We start from the raw sequence: 17,357 nt of genomic DNA, 5'->3' as shown, positions 1-17,357 counted from the left end.
GGCGACCTGGGCGTTGCTGTTGACCCTGCAGGCGTCTAAAACTATTCACGCCCGATGTGTTTTTGGTAGTGATCGCGCAAGACGCGGTTAAGGAGGTTTAAGGTGAACAGATATCCCCGTAATTTTGCTGGATACGGCGCGAACCCACCAGATGCACAATGGCCAGATAGTGCGCGAATTGCGGTACAATTTGTGCTGAATTACGAAGAAGGGGGTGAAAATTGTCTGCTACACGGAGACACTAAATCCGAAGCTTTCCTCTCTGAGATAGTTGGCGCTCAACCCCTGCCTGACCAACGGCATTGGAATATGGAATCAATTTATGAATACGGGGCGCGTGCTGGGTTTTGGCGTTTGCACAGGCTTTTTACCGGGGCCGGTATTCCCGTCACCATTTATGGTGTTGCATCTGCCCTGGCGCGCGCGCCGGAACAAGTCAAAGCGATGCAGTCTGCGGGCTGGGAGATCGCCAGCCACGGGTTGAAATGGATTGACTACAAGGATTTTTCCGAAGCGGAAGAAGCCGCTGATATGATGGAAGCCATCCGTCTGCATGGTGAGGTCACAGGCGAGAGCCCGCGCGGATGGTATACTGGACGTTGTTCGGTCAACACCGTGGCGCTGGCGGCCAAGACCGGGCAGTTTGAATACATCTCGGATACTTACGACGATGACCTGCCCTACTGGAGCAAGATCGGGAGACGAAATCAGCTCATCATCCCCTATACACTGGATTGCAATGACATGCGTTTTGCGACGCCGCAGGGTTTCAACTCCGGTGATCAGTTCTTTGCGTATCTGCGCGACTCTTTCGATGCGCTTTATGCCGAAGGTGTCGAGGGCTCGGCAAAAATGATGTCCGTTGGCTTGCATTGTCGTTTGATCGGACGACCCGGTCGGGTTCAAAGTTTGCGCCGGTTCATAGAATATATACAGGGCTTTGAAGGCGTATGGTGCCCGCGTCGTATCGATATTGCGGAACACTGGCGCAAGGTTCATCCGCCGCAGAATTCTCTGCGCCCATCGACACTCAAAAAAGCGGATTTCGTCGAGAAATTCGGCAACATATTTGAGCATTCCGAATGGTTGGCCGAACGCGCGTTTGATCTAGAACTCGGGCCTGCACACGACACGGCAACCGGCCTCCATTCTGCGTTGACGCGCATGTTTCGCAGCGCCACGTTAGAAGAACGTATGCAGGTTTTGCGGGCCCATCCGGATTTGGCGGGAAAATTGGCCGCTGCAAAGAAACTCACCGCGAAAAGCGCCGATGAACAAGCCGGTGCGGGTTTGGATGCGCTGACCACTAAGGAGCGCAAAACCTTTGAAAAGCTGAACGCGTCGTACGTGGAAAAGCACGGATTTCCTTTCATCATTGCGGTCGGGGACTACGACAAAGCGGGAATTCTCCGCGCGTTCCAAAAGCGCATTGATCATGAAACGGATGCAGAGTTTGACGAAGCCTGCCGTCAAGTTGAGCGTATTGCCGAATTGCGTCTAGAAACCATTTTGTAAGGTATCACCCGTCTGGTTTTGGCAAGATGATCTGGGACTTAACACCGTGCAAGGTCTACGGTCGATGAACGTGTCACATAGGGTTTCAGAATCGCCGGGCAACATGCTACAATTTGCGGTATGGCTTCTCTTGACCCCAATATAAGCGAAGATCGCCCTGTTATCCGTCAATTGGATGAGGGTGCAGTCAATCGGATTGCAGCCGGTGAAGTGGTCGAAAGGCCCGCATCTGCTGTCAAAGAACTCGTTGAAAATGCGCTCGATGCTGGCGCGCGGCGCGTCGCTATTGATTATGCCGACGGTGGCAAGACTTTGATCCGGGTACAGGACAATGGCTGCGGCATGACCGAAGAGGATCTGCCGATGGCATTGTCCCGTCATGCCACCTCAAAAATCGATGGTTCGGATCTTCTGGACATTCATACCTTTGGCTTTCGGGGAGAGGCATTGCCTTCGCTTGGAGCGGTCGGAAAACTGACCATCGCCAGCCGGGTGGAAGGTTTCGAAGGTGTCGAAGTATCCGTACATGGCGGCGTCGCAACTTCTGCGAAACCGGTCGCTTTGAACGCAGGCACGACGGTGACACTGCGTGACCTTTTCTATGCCACGCCCGCCAGATTGAAATTTTTGCGGACAGATCGGGCAGAGGCGCAAACCATCCACGATGTGGTCAAAAGGCTCGCCATGGCCGAGCCTTTCGTCGAGTTCACCCTGCGTGATGTATCCGGCGATGACGAAGGGCGTACTGTTTTCCATGCAGAGGCGCAGCAAGGCGATTTATTCGGCGCATTGCACGGCCGTTTGGCACGGGTGCTGGGTCGGGAATTTGCGGAGAATGCGCTGGCGATTGATGCGCGGCGCGACGGGTTGCACCTGACCGGATACGCAGCTTTGCCAACCTATTCCCGTGGATCAGCCGTTGCCCAGTACCTTTTTGTAAATGGCCGCCCGGTACGGGACAAACTGTTGATAGGTGCTCTGCGCGGCGCCTACTTCGATTTCCTGAGTCGTGATCGCCATCCTGCAGCAGCCCTTTTTCTTGATTGCGACCCGACCTTGGTCGATGTCAACGTTCATCCGGCAAAGTCCGAAGTGCGTTTCCGCGATCCCGGTTTGGCACGCGGATTGATGGTCTCGGCGCTGCGCCATGCCTTGGCAGAGGCGGGGCACCGCGCTTCGAGTACGGTGGCCGGTGCCACATTGGGGGCCATGCGACCGGAACCGGTTGGAGCCCGTGTCTATCAAATGGATCAACGCGCTGCTCCCGCTGTAGCGCCAAGTTTTCAGGAAACCGCACCGATCTGGGGTCGGATCGAAACAACCGAGCCGCAACGCGAGGCCGAGGCGGCAGAAACGCCTGACTATCCGCTGGGGACCGCACGTGGGCAATTTCACGAGAACTACATCGTGTCACAAACAGCGACAGGGGTGGTGATTGTTGATCAGCATGCGGCGCATGAACGTCTCGTGTATGAAAAGCTCAAACGCCAGATGGCGGACAATGGCGTTGCGCGTCAGGTGCTGCTCATCCCCGAAATTGTCGAACTATCGACGGGAGATTGCGCGCGCCTTCTGGAGGTCAGCGAGGCGCTAGAAAAATTTGGTTTAATCATTGAACCATTTGGCAGCGGCGCCATTGCAGTGCGAGAAACCCCGGCGATTTTAGGCCATGTGGATGCCAAGCCCATGGTGTTCGATATTCTGGATGAACTTTCCGATCGGAACTCCAGCGACATGCTGCAAGCGCGTGTTGAGGCAATCCTCAGCCGGGTGGCCTGCCATGGATCCATAAGGTCCGGCCGAAGGATGCGTGCGGAAGAAATGAACGCTTTGTTGCGTGAAATGGAAACGACGCCACATTCCGGGCAATGCAACCACGGGCGACCAACCTATGTTGAGCTGAAACTGAGCGACATTGAAAAACTATTTGGTCGCTCATGATTGAGATTGATGGACAAATTTACGCGTTGGACGACCCATTGGTCATCGCGGTATTGGCTGGCGTAGGGGTGGTCTTTTTGATCCTCGTGCTGTTGATCATGGCCGTGCGCGCGGCGGGTCAAAGCGCGAAACTGTCGGCACCGCTGGCACAGCAACTCGGTATCCTGGGTCAGCATGTTCAACAGCTTGGCGCGGGACAAGAACAGCTGCGCGGTGGGCTGCAGACCGTCTCTGATACACAAGCAATGGCCCAGACGCAGGTCATTCAAACGATGGAAACACGTTTGGCCACGGTGCAGCAGCAAATGCAAGACCGCCTCGCTGACAACGCGCTGCGTTCAGCGCGCTCTCTGTCTGACATGCAAGAGCGCGTGAAAGAGGCCCTGCATGGCTCGTCCAAGCAAACGACAACTTCGTTGACACAATTGCAGGAACGTTTAGCTGCAATTGACAAGGCTCAGGATAACATCACCAAGCTATCGGGCGATGTTTTGTCTTTGCAGGATATCCTGAGTAACAAACAGACCCGTGGTGCATTTGGTGAGATTCAGTTGCACGACATTGTGTCCAAAGCATTGCCGAAGGACAGCTTTTCTTTTCAGCACACCCTGAGCAATGGCAAACGTGCCGATTGTCTGGTGCATTTGCCCAACCCACCCGGACCGATTGTAATCGACAGCAAATTCCCGCTCGAGGCTTATGAAGCTCTGCGGAATGCAGAGACGGATTGGGATCTCAAGGAAGCTGTGGCCAAAATGAAAGTGGCGGTGACCAAGCACATTTCGGACATCTCGAGCAAGTACATCCTAGATGGAGAAACTGCCGATGGTGCCTTGATGTTTTTGCCATCTGAGGCGGTTTACGCTGAATTACACGCGAATTTCCCAGAGCTTGTGCGCAAAGGGTTTGATGTGCGGGTCTGGATTGTATCGCCCACCACTTGTATGGCGACACTCAACACCATGCGGGCAATATTGAAAGACGCTCGGATGCGCGAGCATGCCGGTGCAATTCGGTCGGAACTGGCAAAGCTGGTGGCTGATGTGGATCGATTGGGAACACGTGTCGGCAATTTGGACCGTCACTTTTCGCAAGCTTCCAAGGATATTGAAGAGATCAAGATCAGTTCTGACAAAGCCGGAAAACGTGCACATCGGCTGGATAACTTTGATTTTGAAGATCTCTCACCTGACGAGAACGCAAATGTCGTCCCTCTCGCAAAACCAGATCACTAGCCTCAGGCAGCCATGATGCCCCGCCATTAACGCCTGAATTGTCGCGATCATGTCGGTATCGCCTTCAAGATGGGCCGCTTAAAAAAACCGGGCGTTTTGCATAGCCGTTTTCGACACGCGTTGTGTTGCGCAGATGCACAAAATGGATGTGGGCTCCAAGCTGTGCAACGAATTCGGGCGCGTTGAAATCTGCGTTGACGCCCAGCGATCCGGTGCACAGGGTGGCGCCATTGGCTCGCATATCCACCGCCTGCAGAACCTTTGCATAATCGCAGTTGCGCGACATGACGCGCGGTAGCCCCAAAAGCCCAAAGGGCGGATCATCGGGATGACAACACAGCCTGACCCCCTGGTTTTGGGCAAATGGCGCGACTTCTGACAGTAAATCCACCAGATGAGATCGCAATTTCTCGGCATAAATTGGAGCACAGGGTCGAAATGCCGCGTTGTGACAAGCCTTCAAGGCTCGCTTAGAAGGCCGCGACATGGTTTTTCATGTCAGGCCCTTGGGTCTTTATTTCTTCCGAAACGGTCAGGCTTTCCACCACATCCCAGCCAAAACCGGCATCACTTAGCATACTCTGACGCATCAAGATCTCTGCGCCTGACCAGGTCTTGCCGGGCGGGATATGGTGCAGTGTGGTCACGATCCCTTCGACGCCCACCTGATGCAATTGGGTCAGGTCGATTTTGTCTTGTGGTCCAAACCAACGCCAGCATTGCTTCATGGTTGCCATCCTTTGAAAAGCGGGTGGGTTTCGTACAGCGGCAGGCTGACGCGCTGACCGCTGCGTGCGGCATCATAAATAGCAGTGACCAATTCGACTGATGCCGCACCTTCGTCAAGCGTCACGGCCTTGTTTTCTCGACCCGCCAACATATCGGCACAGGCGCAGAGAAACCCTTCGAAGCCGACTGGCTCTACAGGGAGGCTCGTTAGAAAAGCATCGATCTTCGCCTGTTTGTCGGGATCACGGGCGAGGAAAACCCAAGGGGCTGCACCGGGCGCATAGGGCTCCGAGGCGGAAGTGGCCGTCAGCTCTTCAAAAACCAACCTGATGCGGGTTTCGTCTTTGGCGGCACCGAGTGTAATGCTGCTTGTACAAAGCGCGCCGTTGTTCATTTGGAAACAAATGGCGGCGCAGTCTTCCGTCTCAATGGGGTTCACACGGGTTGATGTCATTGCTGAAACGGATTGGACGGGTCCCATGAAATGCGTCATGAGATCATGATTATGGATGGCGTGACCCAAAACCGCACCGCCTTGTTCCCCGGACCAAGTCCCGCGCCAGGGAACAGCATAGTAGTCGGCGCTGCGCGACCAATGTGTTTCAAGAGCCGCAACCTGGGGTCTGCCGGTCAATCCTGCTTCGATGAGGCTGCGAAGCTGGGCAAGCGAGGGACCCCAGCGGTATTGGAAAACCGGGAATACATGTTTGCCGCAAGCGTCGGACGCCTCTTTGATTAGAGCGACATCCGACAGCGATGTCGCAAGTGGCTTTTCGCAGATGACATGCTTTCCGGAGGCAAGCGCCTGCAACGTGACAGGCACATGAAGATGCGGGGGCAGGCAGATATCGATCAGGTCAATGGCACGGTTTTTGAAGGCAGCATCCAGATCGGTCTCAACTGCGTAGGTATCAAACTTGCGCAGATCTTCCGCACGGCCAGCATCCTGATCGACAATCATTGTCACATCAAACAGGTCGGATAGATTTCGGTAAGCGGCCAGATGTTCGCTTCCAATCCCCGCACCGAGAAGGGCGACCCGGATCATGAGGCAGTCTTCTGTGCGAGTTCTTGCGCTTTGAGAGCCAATTCCATTACCGTGAAACAGTGCCGCTGCGTCATTGCTGTCTCGGTTCTGTGTTCGATGTCAAAGGCAAGGCGTTCAAAATAGGGCAAGCCTGCGTCGCTCGCATCTATCTTCTCACACGTGGTTTCATTGACCAAAACCAGATGATCGGTACCTGCTGAGCCGCCAACGTCCACATATTTGCGTAGTTCGATATAGCCGTCCGTGCCTAGGATTGTGAGCCGCCCGTCACCCCATGTGGGCAGGGCATCGGGCGTGTACCAATCGACGCGGACGTATCCCGAGGCCTTGGCGCTTCGCAGAGAGAATTCGCCAAAGTCTTGCAACCCGGGATCACTGGGGTTGGCATAATTGGCGATAAAGGCATGTGTGACCGTCGCCGTATCAGAAGAGGTAAAATGCAGAAACTGGTCAATTTGGTGCGAGGCAATATCGGTTAGAATGCCACCGTATTTGTTCCTTTCAAAAAACCATTTGGGCCGTGTCGACCGATTAAGCCTGTGCGGACCCAGTCCAACAGTATGGATTACTTGGCCAATTGCGCCTGACGCCACCAGTTCTGTGGCCCGGGTCACCGCTGGAACTTCAAAACGCTCGGAAAAATTGATGGACCAGATCTGCCCTGTTTCTTCCACGCAAGTTTTGATCTCGGTCAATTGCGCTTGTGTGGTGCATCCCGGTTTGTCTGTCATCACATCCATACCCTGGCGCATGGCTTGCACCGCCAGAGCCGCCCGATCCGACGGGATAGCCGAAATCAAAGCGAGATCACATTGTGTCGCCAGTGCATCTTCAAGAGCAGTAAATCTCTTGAGATGGGGGAACCGTTTCGTGAAACCCGCAAGTGTTTCCGGCGAACCGTCTGTCCAATAGCCAAGACAATCAGCGCCAATTTCCAGCATATTTTTCGTCATGCCATAGATGTGCCGATGATCAAGGCCAAGAGCGACAAACGAAAGGGTCATGGGGAAGATCTCTTTGCGAATGTGTCAGCGAAGCAGTCTCTGTGCATTGTGACAGTTGGTGTATGGGTCAAAGAGGCAAGATTAACAGACACCTGGCGGAGTATTTTGCCGGTGAATCCCCGAGCATAGCGTGCCGGAGTTTCACCGGCAAATCTGCCAGCGGTGACCACAGAGTTCTTCATATTCACCCCCGATTGAAGCGACACTTACAGGAAAAAGGAAGGAGGCCAAGCAAAAGATGCATGTCCGGAAATTCCTGCTATCGTGACGCAAAACACTACAGTAGGGGCTGGAAGTCTGTGCATAAATTAACCGGAACTGCAGCATCGCTTTATGAAGAAGTTCGCGATCTGCCAATCGTGTCGCCGCATGGGCATTGCGATCCGGAATGGTTTGCAACGAATGCGCCATTTCCAGACCCCGCGGCTCTTTTGGTTGTCCCGGATCACTATGTTTTCCGGATGCTCTATTCGCAAGGGGTGCCTCTCCGCTATCTGGGAATTGGGGAGGCGGGCAAAGATGTGGATCCGCGTTCGGTTTTTCGACTGTTTGCAAAGAACTGGTTCCTGTTTCTGGGTACACCCTCACATTTTTGGATGACCTATGTCCTGACACAAACACTGGGTGTTAGCGCCGCCTTGTCGGAAGAAACCGCCGACCAAATTTATGACCAGATCGCCGAAAAACTGGAACAGCCTGCGTTTAGACCGCGTGCGCTTTATGATCGATTTGGCATTGAAGTACTGGCAACAACGGATGGCGCATTGGATGATTTGAACCATCATCAAACCATCGCAGATAGCGGCTGGAACGGTCGCGTTGTTCCAACGTTCCGGCCCGATGGTGTGTTGGATCCCAGTAATCCGGATTTCCGCGCCAATATTGTGCAACTGGCTCTCTTGACGGGCGAGGACACGGAAAGTTATTCGGGGTATCTTGCGGCTTTGCGGCAACGGCGCGCGATGTTCAAAGCGCTGGGCGCAACAGCAACGGATCACGCGATCGAACAAATACACACCGAATGGTTGGGTGATCCGGATGTTTTGTTCCAAAAATTGCGGAGGGGCGCAGGATCGACACAGGATGCGCAGGCATTTTACGGCCATATGTTGGTGGAAATGGCGCAAATGTCGGTCGAAGACGGGTTGGTCATGCAGATCCACGGCGGCAGCCGCCGCAACACCAACCACTTGATATTGGATCGTTTTGGGCGCGACAAAGGGGCAGATATTCCCATTGCCGTTGATTGGGTGCGTGGGTTGGAAGCCCTGCTGAACCGGGTTGGTAACACGCCCGGTTTTTCCCTTCTGCTATTTACGCTGGACGAGACAACATATGCGCGAGAACTGGCCCCGATGGCAGGGCATTGGCCATGTTTGCGCATTGGGCCGCCGTGGTGGTTTCACGACAGTGCGGCAGGCATTGCGCGCTATTTCGATCAGGTGGTAGAAACCGCTGGATACCATAATTTGGCAGGGTTCAACGATGATACACGGGCGTTCTTGTCCATTCCGGCGCGGCATGATCTTTGGCGGCGCGGTGTGGCGCTGCATCTGGAGCAACAGGTGACGCGCGGCGTTTTTGATCTGGCGGATGCACGGCAACTTGCACCTCTATTGGCGAACGACCTTGCGCGTAATGCCTACAGGCTCGCCTCATGAATCGGATTTTGCACATTGGCGTAGGAAATTTCTGCCGCGCGCATCTGGCGGATTACACCCAGGACGCAGGAGGATGGTCGATCACAGGGGTCAGCCTGAGATCTCCGGGCGTGCGCGACGGGCTGCAAGCGCAAAACTACGATTACACTCTCGCAGTTCAGGGCCAGGGCGCGAAAAAAGTAACCGTGTTTGACAAAATGCTCGTGGCACCAGAGGACCCAGCGGCAATACTGAAACAGATCTCAATGCTGGATGTGCACCTCATTTCAATCACCGTTACGGAAAAAGGCTATCACCTGTTGCCGGACAACACGCTGGATTGTTCCGACCCTTTGATCACCTTGGACCTGGAAAACAACTTGCCGCGCACCGTTATTGGTTTTCTGGCGCGGGGTCTGGCAGCACGCAGGACACCAGTCACGGTTCTGAGTTGTGACAATCGAGCGGCGAACGGGGATGTTCTGCATCGTGCCGTGGTGGATTTCGCCGAGCGTGCCGGACTGCCACTTGATCTGTCTCAGATCAGTTTTCCCAACAGTATGGTGGATCGGATTACACCCGCTACCTCGCAAGCGATACGCGACAGCACAGGCGATTTTATGGCTGTACCCACGGAACCTTTCCGAGAATGGGTGATTGAGGATAAGTTTGCCGGTCCGCGACCTGATTGGCCAGATGTTCAGTTCACCGATGATGTTGCGCCGCATGAAATACGCAAACTTCGCATGTTGAATGGGGCGCATTCTATGCTGGCTTATGCTGGTGTCATGGCGGGGCACACCTATGTGCATGAGGCGATCGCAGATCCTGACTTACGCAAGAAGGCGCGCGCTTTGATGATGGAAGCTGCACGGACCCTCACCCCGGAAATGCAAGAGATCGCGCCGGATTATGCGGATGCATTGATCGCTCGCTTCGACAATCCGCACATCCATCACAGTCTGCGGCAGATCGCGATGGATGGTACGCAAAAGCTGCCTTATCGGATGTTGGACAGCTTGCGCGCGTTGCAAAAGATGAACCTGCCAGCGCCAACTTTGCGGTTTGGTGTCAACTCATGGATCGCTTTTTGTCGTGCTGAAGTGATCGCAGACCGCGCATTGCAAGACCCGCTTGCAGAGGGCATCGCCGAGGTTATCTCGTCGGGTGGTTCCGACGCGCAACTGTTGTCGTTGATTGGCGCCGAGGATCTGACTGCTGTCATTCTGGAATGATTGCGCCGCGATGCTGAACGACTCTGGAGGCGCAGTCGTGGCCCGATTTCAATGCGGCCCGTTGCGATTGGCCGGACAGTAATGCGCCGAGATAACCACCGTTGAAGCTATCGCCTGCGGCGGTGGTATCCACCACCTTTTGTGCTGGTGCATAAGTTTGATCGATAGTTTCACCCAGCGACAGGGGCCCTTGATCACCGCGTTTGAGCGCGCCACATTTTGCAGTCGTCAGAAAACGTCTGGCCACGGCGGGTTCTGTTTCTTCAAAGAGTGCCATCTCATCGTCAACCGAAGGCAGGGCGACATCAGCGATAGACCAAAACGCTTGGGTGACACTCTGCGCGGTCGCAGCATCCTCCCAAAGCTTAGGGCGGTAGTTGCTGTCGTAAACCACACGTGCCTCGGAGGCTTTCAACCATTCGATCAGAGCAAAACGGACAGCGTTTGGCAAAATTGCCGCTGTGATACCCGAGAGATACACCACGTCGTAACTGTCCAGTAGCGAGAAGTCATACGCGTTCTCATATTGAAACATCTGACGCGCCGCTGAGGCGTTTCGCCAATAGGTAAAGGCGCGCTCGCCCACCTCATTTGTCGTGATCGCGTAGAGCCCCGGCGATTTGCCCTCGAGGTTTCGGATATCACCAGTCCCGATATTTTGCGCGGTAATAAAATCCGTGATTTGCGCAGAAAACGGATCATCGCCGAGGCAAGTGATGTAATCGACTGTCAATTCGGGCGCGGTGCGTTTGAGGTAAATGGCAGTATTCAGTGTATCGCCAGCCACGCCGACCTGCGCGTCTGAACCTCTCATGGACAGCTCAATCATAGCCTCGCCAACACAAGCAACACGCATTATCTTTGTTCCCTCTTCCAGATGATCAAACCTGAGATCACGATGATCACAGCGCCCAAGACTGTCCAATGATCCGGTATGTGGTCAAAGACCAAATAGCTGAGGATCGACAAGTAAATCATGAATGAATAGGTGTAGGGCATGAGTGTGTTGGCCGAGCCAAATCGATGGGCATTGGTCAAAAGCTGATGACCCGCCCATCCGAAAACGCCCAAGCTGATCAAGATAACCCAGTCTAAAAGGCTGGCCGGCCATTGCCAGACCCATATTGCCATCGGAAGCATCACTGCGGTTCCAAGCGCGCCCATGTAAAACTGCATCGTTTCGGTTGCCACCACACCTGCAAGCTTCCGTGTCATGATTGAATAAAGTGCCAGGCTCAGCGAATTGAACAGCGGTAGCAGCATCGCAATATGAAATGCCTCGCCAAAGGGCCGGATCACGACCAGTACACCCACAAATCCCAAAAGGATCGCGAACCACCGCCATGGCCCAACGCGCTCCCCCAGCAAAGGCCCTGACAGTGCACAGACAATGACCGGGCTGGAAAACATGATGGCTGATGTGACCGTCAGTGGCAGGAAATTCAGAGCATAGAAATTCGACAGAGTGGCCATCACCAGCAACATTGCCCGACTGAGAACCTGCCACATGTGGCTGGTTTGGAACCGGTCGCGAGTGATCCCGCCTTTTGCGATTACAGCTACCGAGATCAGGAAGTGCCCCGCGTAGCGCATGAACGCCAATTGGAAGGCGGAAAGCCCGACAATCACCAGCCACTTCGCCCCGGTATCCACAAGCGAAAACAAAAACCACGCACCAAGCATGAGCATGATGCCGTAGTGGGGGCGGTCCTCTAAGAGGCCCGCGGAAACGGCCATATTACTTGCTCATTTTCTGGACGTAGAAATCGATCATCTGGCTGACCATTTTGTCACCATGGCCTGCGTCCGTTGCTTCCCGCAGGGCCGAAAGTGCACATTTCGACATTATGCTGTCAACGCCAGCCTCCTGCGCCATTCGGGCATAGTAGCCTACGTCCTTGGCCGCATTCTTGATTGCAAATGCCAGTTGGTTGGGATCGCCATCCACACCGTAGCCTTTTACAAAATCCATCATACCGGAATGCAGCGGGCCTGCCGCCATCACATCGTACATTTCTTTGCGATCTATGCCCGCCACATCTGCCATCGCGAAGGCTTCGGCCATTGCATTTGCAACGGTAATGCCAAAAAAATTGTTGATCAGTTTGATTGTGTGTCCGGATCCCGAAGCGCCAAGGTGGAACACGTTTTCGCCCAGATCCTTGAGCACGGGTTCGATCTTTTCAAACGCGTCCCTGTCTCCAGCCGCCATGATGTTGAGCAACCCGTCTTTGGCGTGTGCGGGCGTGCGTCCCAAAGGTGCGTCCAGATAGTTGCCCCCGGCGGCTGCGACCTCTTCGCTGAGACTGCGCGTGCTGCCGGGCAGGGAAGTGCCGAAGTCGACGACGGTGGCACCTGCACGCAAACCTGCAATCACGCCATCCTCGCCTCGCATGCGTCCTTCAACGCTGTCGCTGGTGTCCATGCACAGCATCACGATTTCGCTTGCTGCAGCAACCTCGCGCGCAGTTGCAACTTCTATCGCACCGCGTGCCACGGCGGCGTCAACGTTAGGCCGTGACCGGTTTGCCGTCACTGTTACAGCGTATCCCTTGTCCTGCAGCCGCCCGACCATTGCCGCGCCCATCAGGCCGAGGCCAATAAATCCTATTGTCGGTTGTGTCATCTTGTAGTCCCTCTCGCGCGTGCGGTTAGCTGATTGTATCGAAGGTCCGCTTTTTGAGACCCTTTTGTATTTCATAGATGGAGATCGGCACATCTGGCTGTGGTTGCGGGATGCGCACTGGAATGTCCTTTAGGCGTGGGTTCAAGGTGGTATTGCCACAAAGCATCCGTGTGTCGTAGTCCTTAATGCCATCCCACTTGGTCATTGATCCCATAATCGGGAAAGCATCCGCCGCCATCATCTCGTAAAACAGAATGCGACGCGCGCGGTCTGAGGTATTCAGGGCGGACCCATGCACGATCCGCCCATGATGGATGCTGATTGACCCCGCAGGCCCGGTAAGCTGCACCGCATCTTGTGGGTTCAGACCGTTCTCTTCCGGCACCATGGCACCAGCAAAGACACCGTCGACATGGTGATCATACACAGGGCCTTTGTGCGAGCCGGGATAGACCATCAGGGGACCGTTTTCAGGCGCCATATCATCAATCAGCACGCCAATGGCGAGAATATCGTCGTTGGTATGCGGATAAAACGCGTAGTCTTGATGCCATTCGACTGCAGCGCCATAACCTGCTGATTTCATGTTGAGCTTTGTTGTGTGCAGACGCAAATCAGGGCCGATCAGATCACGTGCAGGCGCCAGTATGTGGTCTGAGTACATCAGATCACGCATCACGTCCGACGTGGTATGCGGCAGTTTGATGCGCCGTAACCGCGGGGCATCGGGCTGATGGCTGTCTTCGAGGTCGAGGCGGTCATTGCTTGCCGTCATGCCGCGGGCCTCGTCTTCAAAGCGTGCGATTTCGGCGCGGATGCGGGACATCCATGACTCCGGTATCTGGTTTTCTAACACCAGATACCCTTGTTCTTGGAAAGAAGTGATCTGGTCTGCTGTAAGCGTTTCAGCCATTGGCAACACCTTTCAGTTGAGGAGAAAGCTGCTCCTCGATGGCCAATGCGGTTGCCAGTGTCCGTGTGGCATCTGTGACATCGATTAGGGGCTGCGCGCCATTCATCACTTCGATGAAATGATCAAGTTGGGCATCAAGGGGTGGTTTTTTGTTTGCATTGACGTCAAGGGATGTTTTTTGTGCTGGCGCGCTCCAATCTTTGCCGGACCAAAGTGTCATGGACGGAAAACTTACACCCCCATTGGTGCCGATGATCCACATCATGTCCTGGCCGGTGGTACCAATGTTGGGGTTCTCGCCGGTGGCGGCTTCGAACCCCCAGGGGCTTGGAGTGGTATCGGCAAAACAGATGGTTCCTGTGGCGCCATTTGCGAAGGCTAGAGAAACCGCGCCACTTTCGATGCGGGCCGTGCCGCGCAAGCTCGTGCCGCGCAAAGCAGTTGTGGCGACAATGTCATCAACGACAAAACGCAGAAAATCAATGTCATGAACGAGATTGATCATCACAGGACTACCGCCCGCTGTGCGCCAGTTCCCTTTGAAATATTCATCAGGTTTGCGCATAGCCCAGATCAGATTGGCGCAGACCGGTGTGCCGATGTCCCCTTTTGCAATCAGATGTTTGAGCTGTTGCGCGGAGCGGTGATACCGGCGGTGGTGTCCGACCAGAGACCCTACACCCGCTTTTTCAACAGCGCGGCTGAGATCCTGTGCGCCCGCAAGATCAGACGCAACCGGTTTTTCGATCAACATGTGCCAGCCGCGCTCAGCCGCGTAGACGCCATGCCGTGCGTGCAGGCCTGTTGGCGTCGCGATGATCACGCCATCCACCTGCTCGGTGACTTGGGTCATATCGGCAAAACGGTTCAGCTGTGGTGCAACCGACATATCGGGATCGACCAGACCAACAAGGTGGCACTCTGGATGTGCCGCCACCGCTGCAAGATGGCGTATGCCAATCAGTCCACCGCCAACAACAAGGATGCGTTTCACATCACCGCCCCGATTTGCCACGGAACGAATTCATAGTTGCCCAACCCTTGGGCTTCGGATTTCGTGGCCGTGCCGCTGGCAACGCGCAAGAACATCTCGTAGATTTCGCGGCCTTTTTCCTCGACGCTGATCCCATGTGTGAGGATTGTTCCGGCATCGATATCCATGTCTTCGTGCATACGTTTTGCCATGGCAGAATTGGTGGCGACTTTGATTGTTGGGCTGGGTTTGGAGCCGAAGGCAGATCCCCGCCCGGTTGTGAAACACACAAGATTGCACCCCCCTGCAATCTGTCCCGTCACGCTTGCAGGATCGTATCCGGGGCTGTCCATGAAGGTAAATCCATGGGCAGTGACCGGTTCGGCGTACTTGTAGACCCCCATCAAGGGGCTGGTGCCGCCCTTGGCCGCGGCGCCCAGTGATTTTTCCAGAATGGTCGTCAAGCCGCCTGCCTTGTTGCCGGGGGAGGGGTTATTGTCCATCGATCCCTTGTTGCGAGCCGTATAGTCTTCCCACCATTTGATCAAACCAACCAATCGGTCGCCGGTGGCTTGATCGGTCGCGCGACGGGTAAGCAGATGTTCGGCGCCGTAGATTTCTGGCGTCTCTGCAAGAACACCCGTGCCCCCCTGGGCCGCCAACAGATCACAGGCACAACCAAGAGCTGGATTGGCAGTGATCCCGGACCATGCGTCCGAGCCACCGCATTGCAACGCAACTTTGAGTTCAGAAGCGGGGCAGGGCGTGCGCGTGGCTTGATTGGCAATCGGCAGCATCGCTTCGATTTTCTGTATGCCCAATTCAACGGTCTTGCGCAGACCCGTGACAGACTGGATGTTCATCACCTGAAATGTTGGGCTTTGTTTGAGGCCGTAAGCTTCCAGCAACCAGTCGATCTGATTGATTTCACAGCCCAAGCCAACCATCAGAACGCCTGCATGGTTGGCGTGGCTGGCATAGCCCCACATCACCCGCTGCAACGCTTCAAACCCATCGCCATTGTCGGCCATGCCGCAACCAGTGCCGTGCACAAATGCGGCGACTCCATCCACATTTGGATAGGCCGCGAGAACGTCTAGCGTAAAATGGTTGGCGATCATGCGCGCGGCCGTGGCGGAACAGTTCACGGACGTGACAATCGCGATGTAGTTTCGGGTGCCAACTCTGCCGTTTTCCCGCCTGTATCCCAGAAATGTGTCGCGTTCAGCCTCGGACACGGATGTGACCGGTCGCAAGTCGTTGGAAAACTCGTACTTGGCGTTTGTGTTTCGGAATTCCACGTTCTGGGTATGCACATGGTCGCCTGCTGCAATGTCCTGGGACGCGTAGCCGATGATCTGCGCGTATTTGCGGATTGCCTGCCCTTTGGCAATATCTGACGTTGCGATTTTATGACCTGAAGGGATCAGTGCACGGGTTGCGGTCTCTTCAATCGCAACGCCAACCTCCAGCGCATGTGTTGCAGTGACGACATTGTCGACGGAATCCAGTCGCACAGTATCCATGGTGTCTCCTCAGGCGCAAAAAGGCGCATCGCTTTGCCAGCGATGAATAGGAATATGGGGCTGACGTGCAAGCTCTTTGCGCGCGTCTGCCCACTTCTGCCGCCAAATCCGCCAATCGGTCAAGACCTCACCAGGCCGTACGGCGCTGCGCGCGACAAACTCTGGGAAATGGGCCCGTCCCGTCGGCTGGCCAGTGACGTTATAGCGCAGATCAAAAGACCAGCGAAAGTCACGTGTCCCGTTAGGTCGTGAAGCGTGCGGTGTCAGCGGGTGGAAAAGCACGATGCCGCCAGCACGCACAGGAAGAGGTTGAGCCGCCTCAATGTCAACGAAGGCATCCGCTATTGCGGTCTGTGTCTTTGGGCAATGCGGCAGCAACTTGTCATGCGCCCGCGGGAGGACCTGTAGACATCCGTTGTCCACAGTTGCATCCGTCATCGCGATCCAGACTGTGATCATGTCGGTTTGGTCCGCTTCTTCCAGCCCCACACCACGATCCTGGTGCCAATCTGTCTGGGTGATATGGGCACGGATTTCTTCCTTTTTCAATGCTGGTGCCGGGGGTTTGATACGGATATGCTGTATCGGATTTGATGTGATTTCGGGACCAATCAGGCTTTGAACCACATCCAGAATTTGCGGGCAGGTTACCAGATCAAAAACCGCAGGACCAAAATGCATTGGCGTATCTGCCTCAATCCTGTCGCCGGGTAGAGATATGTCCATCGGCTGGAACCAGTCGCAGTTTTCCTCGTAGGCGTGGCGCAGCTTGTCCCAAAAGCTCATATCTTCCAATGGCTCGGGCAAAAAGCCTTTCGCGACCCAGGATGCATAGAGATCATCCAGCACCTCGCTATATTCAACTTCAATCCGGTGACGTAACGACTTGGGCACAACGTTTTCGAGAACAAGAAATCCTTGGCTTTCAAAAGAGGCAATTTGTGCGGCATTGAGCATGTGCATTTCCCTTTG

The 17,357-nt window shown here is 54.9% G+C and carries 16 protein-coding genes; 5 read left to right on the top strand and 11 right to left on the bottom strand.

What is annotated here, in order from left to right; genetic code table 11:
- Positions 1-102: 102 nt before the first annotated feature.
- From puuE to AB8B75_RS02275, 3 genes are all read left to right on the top strand, one after another.
- A complete protein-coding gene (gene puuE / locus AB8B75_RS02285) occupies positions 103-1,515 on the top strand; it encodes an allantoinase PuuE (protein ID WP_405359520.1) in 1,413 nt (470 codons plus the stop codon).
- Positions 1,516-1,635: 120 nt separating this feature from the next.
- Positions 1,636-3,456, top strand: a complete 1,821-nt coding sequence (gene mutL, locus AB8B75_RS02280; protein ID WP_405359518.1) for a DNA mismatch repair endonuclease MutL — start codon at positions 1,636-1,638, stop codon at positions 3,454-3,456.
- Positions 3,453-4,691, top strand: a complete 1,239-nt coding sequence (locus AB8B75_RS02275; RefSeq protein ID WP_405359517.1) for a DNA recombination protein RmuC — start codon at positions 3,453-3,455, stop codon at positions 4,689-4,691. The genes mutL and AB8B75_RS02275 overlap by 4 nt, the downstream gene beginning before the upstream one ends.
- A gap of 64 nt (positions 4,692-4,755) precedes the next feature.
- Here the strand turns inward: AB8B75_RS02275 and AB8B75_RS02270 are convergent, their stop codons facing one another.
- From AB8B75_RS02270 to AB8B75_RS02255, 4 genes are read right to left on the bottom strand one after another with little or no spacing between them, the layout of a single operon-like run.
- On the bottom strand, positions 4,756-5,178 hold the full coding sequence (locus tag AB8B75_RS02270; RefSeq protein ID WP_405359516.1) for a mannonate dehydratase: 423 nt from the start codon (positions 5,176-5,178) through the stop codon (positions 4,756-4,758).
- Positions 5,162-5,419 carry a mannonate dehydratase gene (locus AB8B75_RS02265; protein WP_405359515.1) on the bottom strand — a complete coding sequence of 86 codons (258 nt, stop codon included), beginning with the start codon at positions 5,417-5,419 and terminating at the stop codon, positions 5,162-5,164. Before AB8B75_RS02265 ends, AB8B75_RS02270 begins: the two co-directional genes overlap by 17 nt.
- Positions 5,416-6,468, bottom strand: coding sequence for a Gfo/Idh/MocA family protein (locus tag AB8B75_RS02260; protein WP_405359513.1), 1,053 nt, complete (start codon positions 6,466-6,468; stop codon positions 5,416-5,418). Before AB8B75_RS02260 ends, AB8B75_RS02265 begins: the two co-directional genes overlap by 4 nt.
- Positions 6,465-7,472 carry a Gfo/Idh/MocA family protein gene (locus AB8B75_RS02255; RefSeq protein WP_405359512.1) on the bottom strand — a complete coding sequence of 336 codons (1,008 nt, stop codon included), beginning with the start codon at positions 7,470-7,472 and terminating at the stop codon, positions 6,465-6,467. The genes AB8B75_RS02260 and AB8B75_RS02255 overlap by 4 nt, the downstream gene beginning before the upstream one ends.
- 299 nt (positions 7,473-7,771) lie before the next feature.
- On the opposite strand from AB8B75_RS02255, the gene uxaC reads away from it, so the two are divergent.
- Positions 7,772-9,133, top strand: a complete 1,362-nt coding sequence (gene uxaC / locus AB8B75_RS02250) for a glucuronate isomerase (RefSeq protein ID WP_405359510.1) — start codon at positions 7,772-7,774, stop codon at positions 9,131-9,133.
- Entirely contained in the window at positions 9,130-10,347 is a 1,218-nt protein-coding gene (locus AB8B75_RS02245) for a mannitol dehydrogenase family protein (RefSeq protein WP_405359509.1), read from the top strand. The genes uxaC and AB8B75_RS02245 overlap by 4 nt, the downstream gene beginning before the upstream one ends.
- Here the strand turns inward: AB8B75_RS02245 and AB8B75_RS02240 are convergent.
- The 7 genes from AB8B75_RS02240 to AB8B75_RS02210 are packed head-to-tail and all read right to left on the bottom strand — an operon-like array spanning position 10,334 to position 17,342.
- Positions 10,334-11,161, bottom strand: a complete 828-nt coding sequence (locus AB8B75_RS02240; protein ID WP_405359507.1) for a sugar kinase — start codon at positions 11,159-11,161, stop codon at positions 10,334-10,336. The genes AB8B75_RS02245 and AB8B75_RS02240 overlap by 14 nt on opposite strands.
- A gap of 41 nt (positions 11,162-11,202) precedes the next feature.
- Entirely contained in the window at positions 11,203-12,084 is an 882-nt protein-coding gene (locus AB8B75_RS02235; RefSeq protein WP_405359506.1) for a DMT family transporter, read from the bottom strand.
- Between the two features lies 1 nt (position 12,085).
- On the bottom strand, positions 12,086-12,973 hold the full coding sequence (locus AB8B75_RS02230; RefSeq protein ID WP_405359505.1) for an NAD(P)-dependent oxidoreductase: 888 nt from the start codon (positions 12,971-12,973) through the stop codon (positions 12,086-12,088).
- A gap of 25 nt (positions 12,974-12,998) precedes the next feature.
- Complete coding sequence (locus AB8B75_RS02225) at positions 12,999-13,886, bottom strand: phytanoyl-CoA dioxygenase family protein (protein ID WP_405359504.1); 888 nt, start codon at positions 13,884-13,886, stop codon at positions 12,999-13,001.
- Positions 13,879-14,880 carry a Gfo/Idh/MocA family protein gene (locus AB8B75_RS02220; protein WP_405359503.1) on the bottom strand — a complete coding sequence of 334 codons (1,002 nt, stop codon included), beginning with the start codon at positions 14,878-14,880 and terminating at the stop codon, positions 13,879-13,881. The genes AB8B75_RS02225 and AB8B75_RS02220 overlap by 8 nt, the downstream gene beginning before the upstream one ends.
- The gene (locus AB8B75_RS02215; protein ID WP_405359502.1) at positions 14,877-16,385 is read right to left on the bottom strand and encodes a UxaA family hydrolase; all 1,509 of its coding nucleotides are present in this window, start codon (positions 16,383-16,385) and stop codon (positions 14,877-14,879) included. Before AB8B75_RS02215 ends, AB8B75_RS02220 begins: the two co-directional genes overlap by 4 nt.
- 9 nt (positions 16,386-16,394) lie before the next feature.
- A complete protein-coding gene (locus AB8B75_RS02210) occupies positions 16,395-17,342 on the bottom strand; it encodes a phytanoyl-CoA dioxygenase family protein (RefSeq protein ID WP_405359501.1) in 948 nt (315 codons plus the stop codon).
- Between the last annotated feature and the right edge of the window lie 15 nt (positions 17,343-17,357).

The organism is Roseobacter sp. (assembly GCF_045106495.1).
Taxonomy (GTDB): domain Bacteria; phylum Pseudomonadota; class Alphaproteobacteria; order Rhodobacterales; family Rhodobacteraceae; genus Roseobacter.
The sequence above is the reverse complement of the archived record's forward strand: the minus strand, read 5'-3'. Positions and strand labels throughout refer to the sequence as shown.

Coding starts and splice junctions, on each gene's coding strand:
- AB8B75_RS02270 (WP_405359516.1), bottom strand. CDS start 5,178: ATGTCGCGGCCTTCTAAGCGAGCCTTGAAGGCTTGTCACAACGCGGCA.
- AB8B75_RS02255 (WP_405359512.1), bottom strand. CDS start 7,472: ATGACCCTTTCGTTTGTCGCTCTTGGCCTTGATCATCGGCACATCTAT.
- AB8B75_RS02225 (WP_405359504.1), bottom strand. CDS start 13,886: ATGGCTGAAACGCTTACAGCAGACCAGATCACTTCTTTCCAAGAACAA.
- AB8B75_RS02275 (WP_405359517.1), top strand. CDS start 3,453: ATGATTGAGATTGATGGACAAATTTACGCGTTGGACGACCCATTGGTC.
- AB8B75_RS02265 (WP_405359515.1), bottom strand. CDS start 5,419: ATGAAGCAATGCTGGCGTTGGTTTGGACCACAAGACAAAATCGACCTG.
- AB8B75_RS02240 (WP_405359507.1), bottom strand. CDS start 11,161: ATGAGAGGTTCAGACGCGCAGGTCGGCGTGGCTGGCGATACACTGAAT.
- AB8B75_RS02260 (WP_405359513.1), bottom strand. CDS start 6,468: ATGATCCGGGTCGCCCTTCTCGGTGCGGGGATTGGAAGCGAACATCTG.
- AB8B75_RS02215 (WP_405359502.1), bottom strand. CDS start 16,385: ATGGATACTGTGCGACTGGATTCCGTCGACAATGTCGTCACTGCAACA.
- AB8B75_RS02235 (WP_405359506.1), bottom strand. CDS start 12,084: ATGGCCGTTTCCGCGGGCCTCTTAGAGGACCGCCCCCACTACGGCATC.
- AB8B75_RS02245 (WP_405359509.1), top strand. CDS start 9,130: ATGAATCGGATTTTGCACATTGGCGTAGGAAATTTCTGCCGCGCGCAT.
- AB8B75_RS02230 (WP_405359505.1), bottom strand. CDS start 12,973: ATGACACAACCGACAATAGGATTTATTGGCCTCGGCCTGATGGGCGCG.
- AB8B75_RS02210 (WP_405359501.1), bottom strand. CDS start 17,342: ATGCTCAATGCCGCACAAATTGCCTCTTTTGAAAGCCAAGGATTTCTT.
- mutL (WP_405359518.1), top strand. CDS start 1,636: ATGGCTTCTCTTGACCCCAATATAAGCGAAGATCGCCCTGTTATCCGT.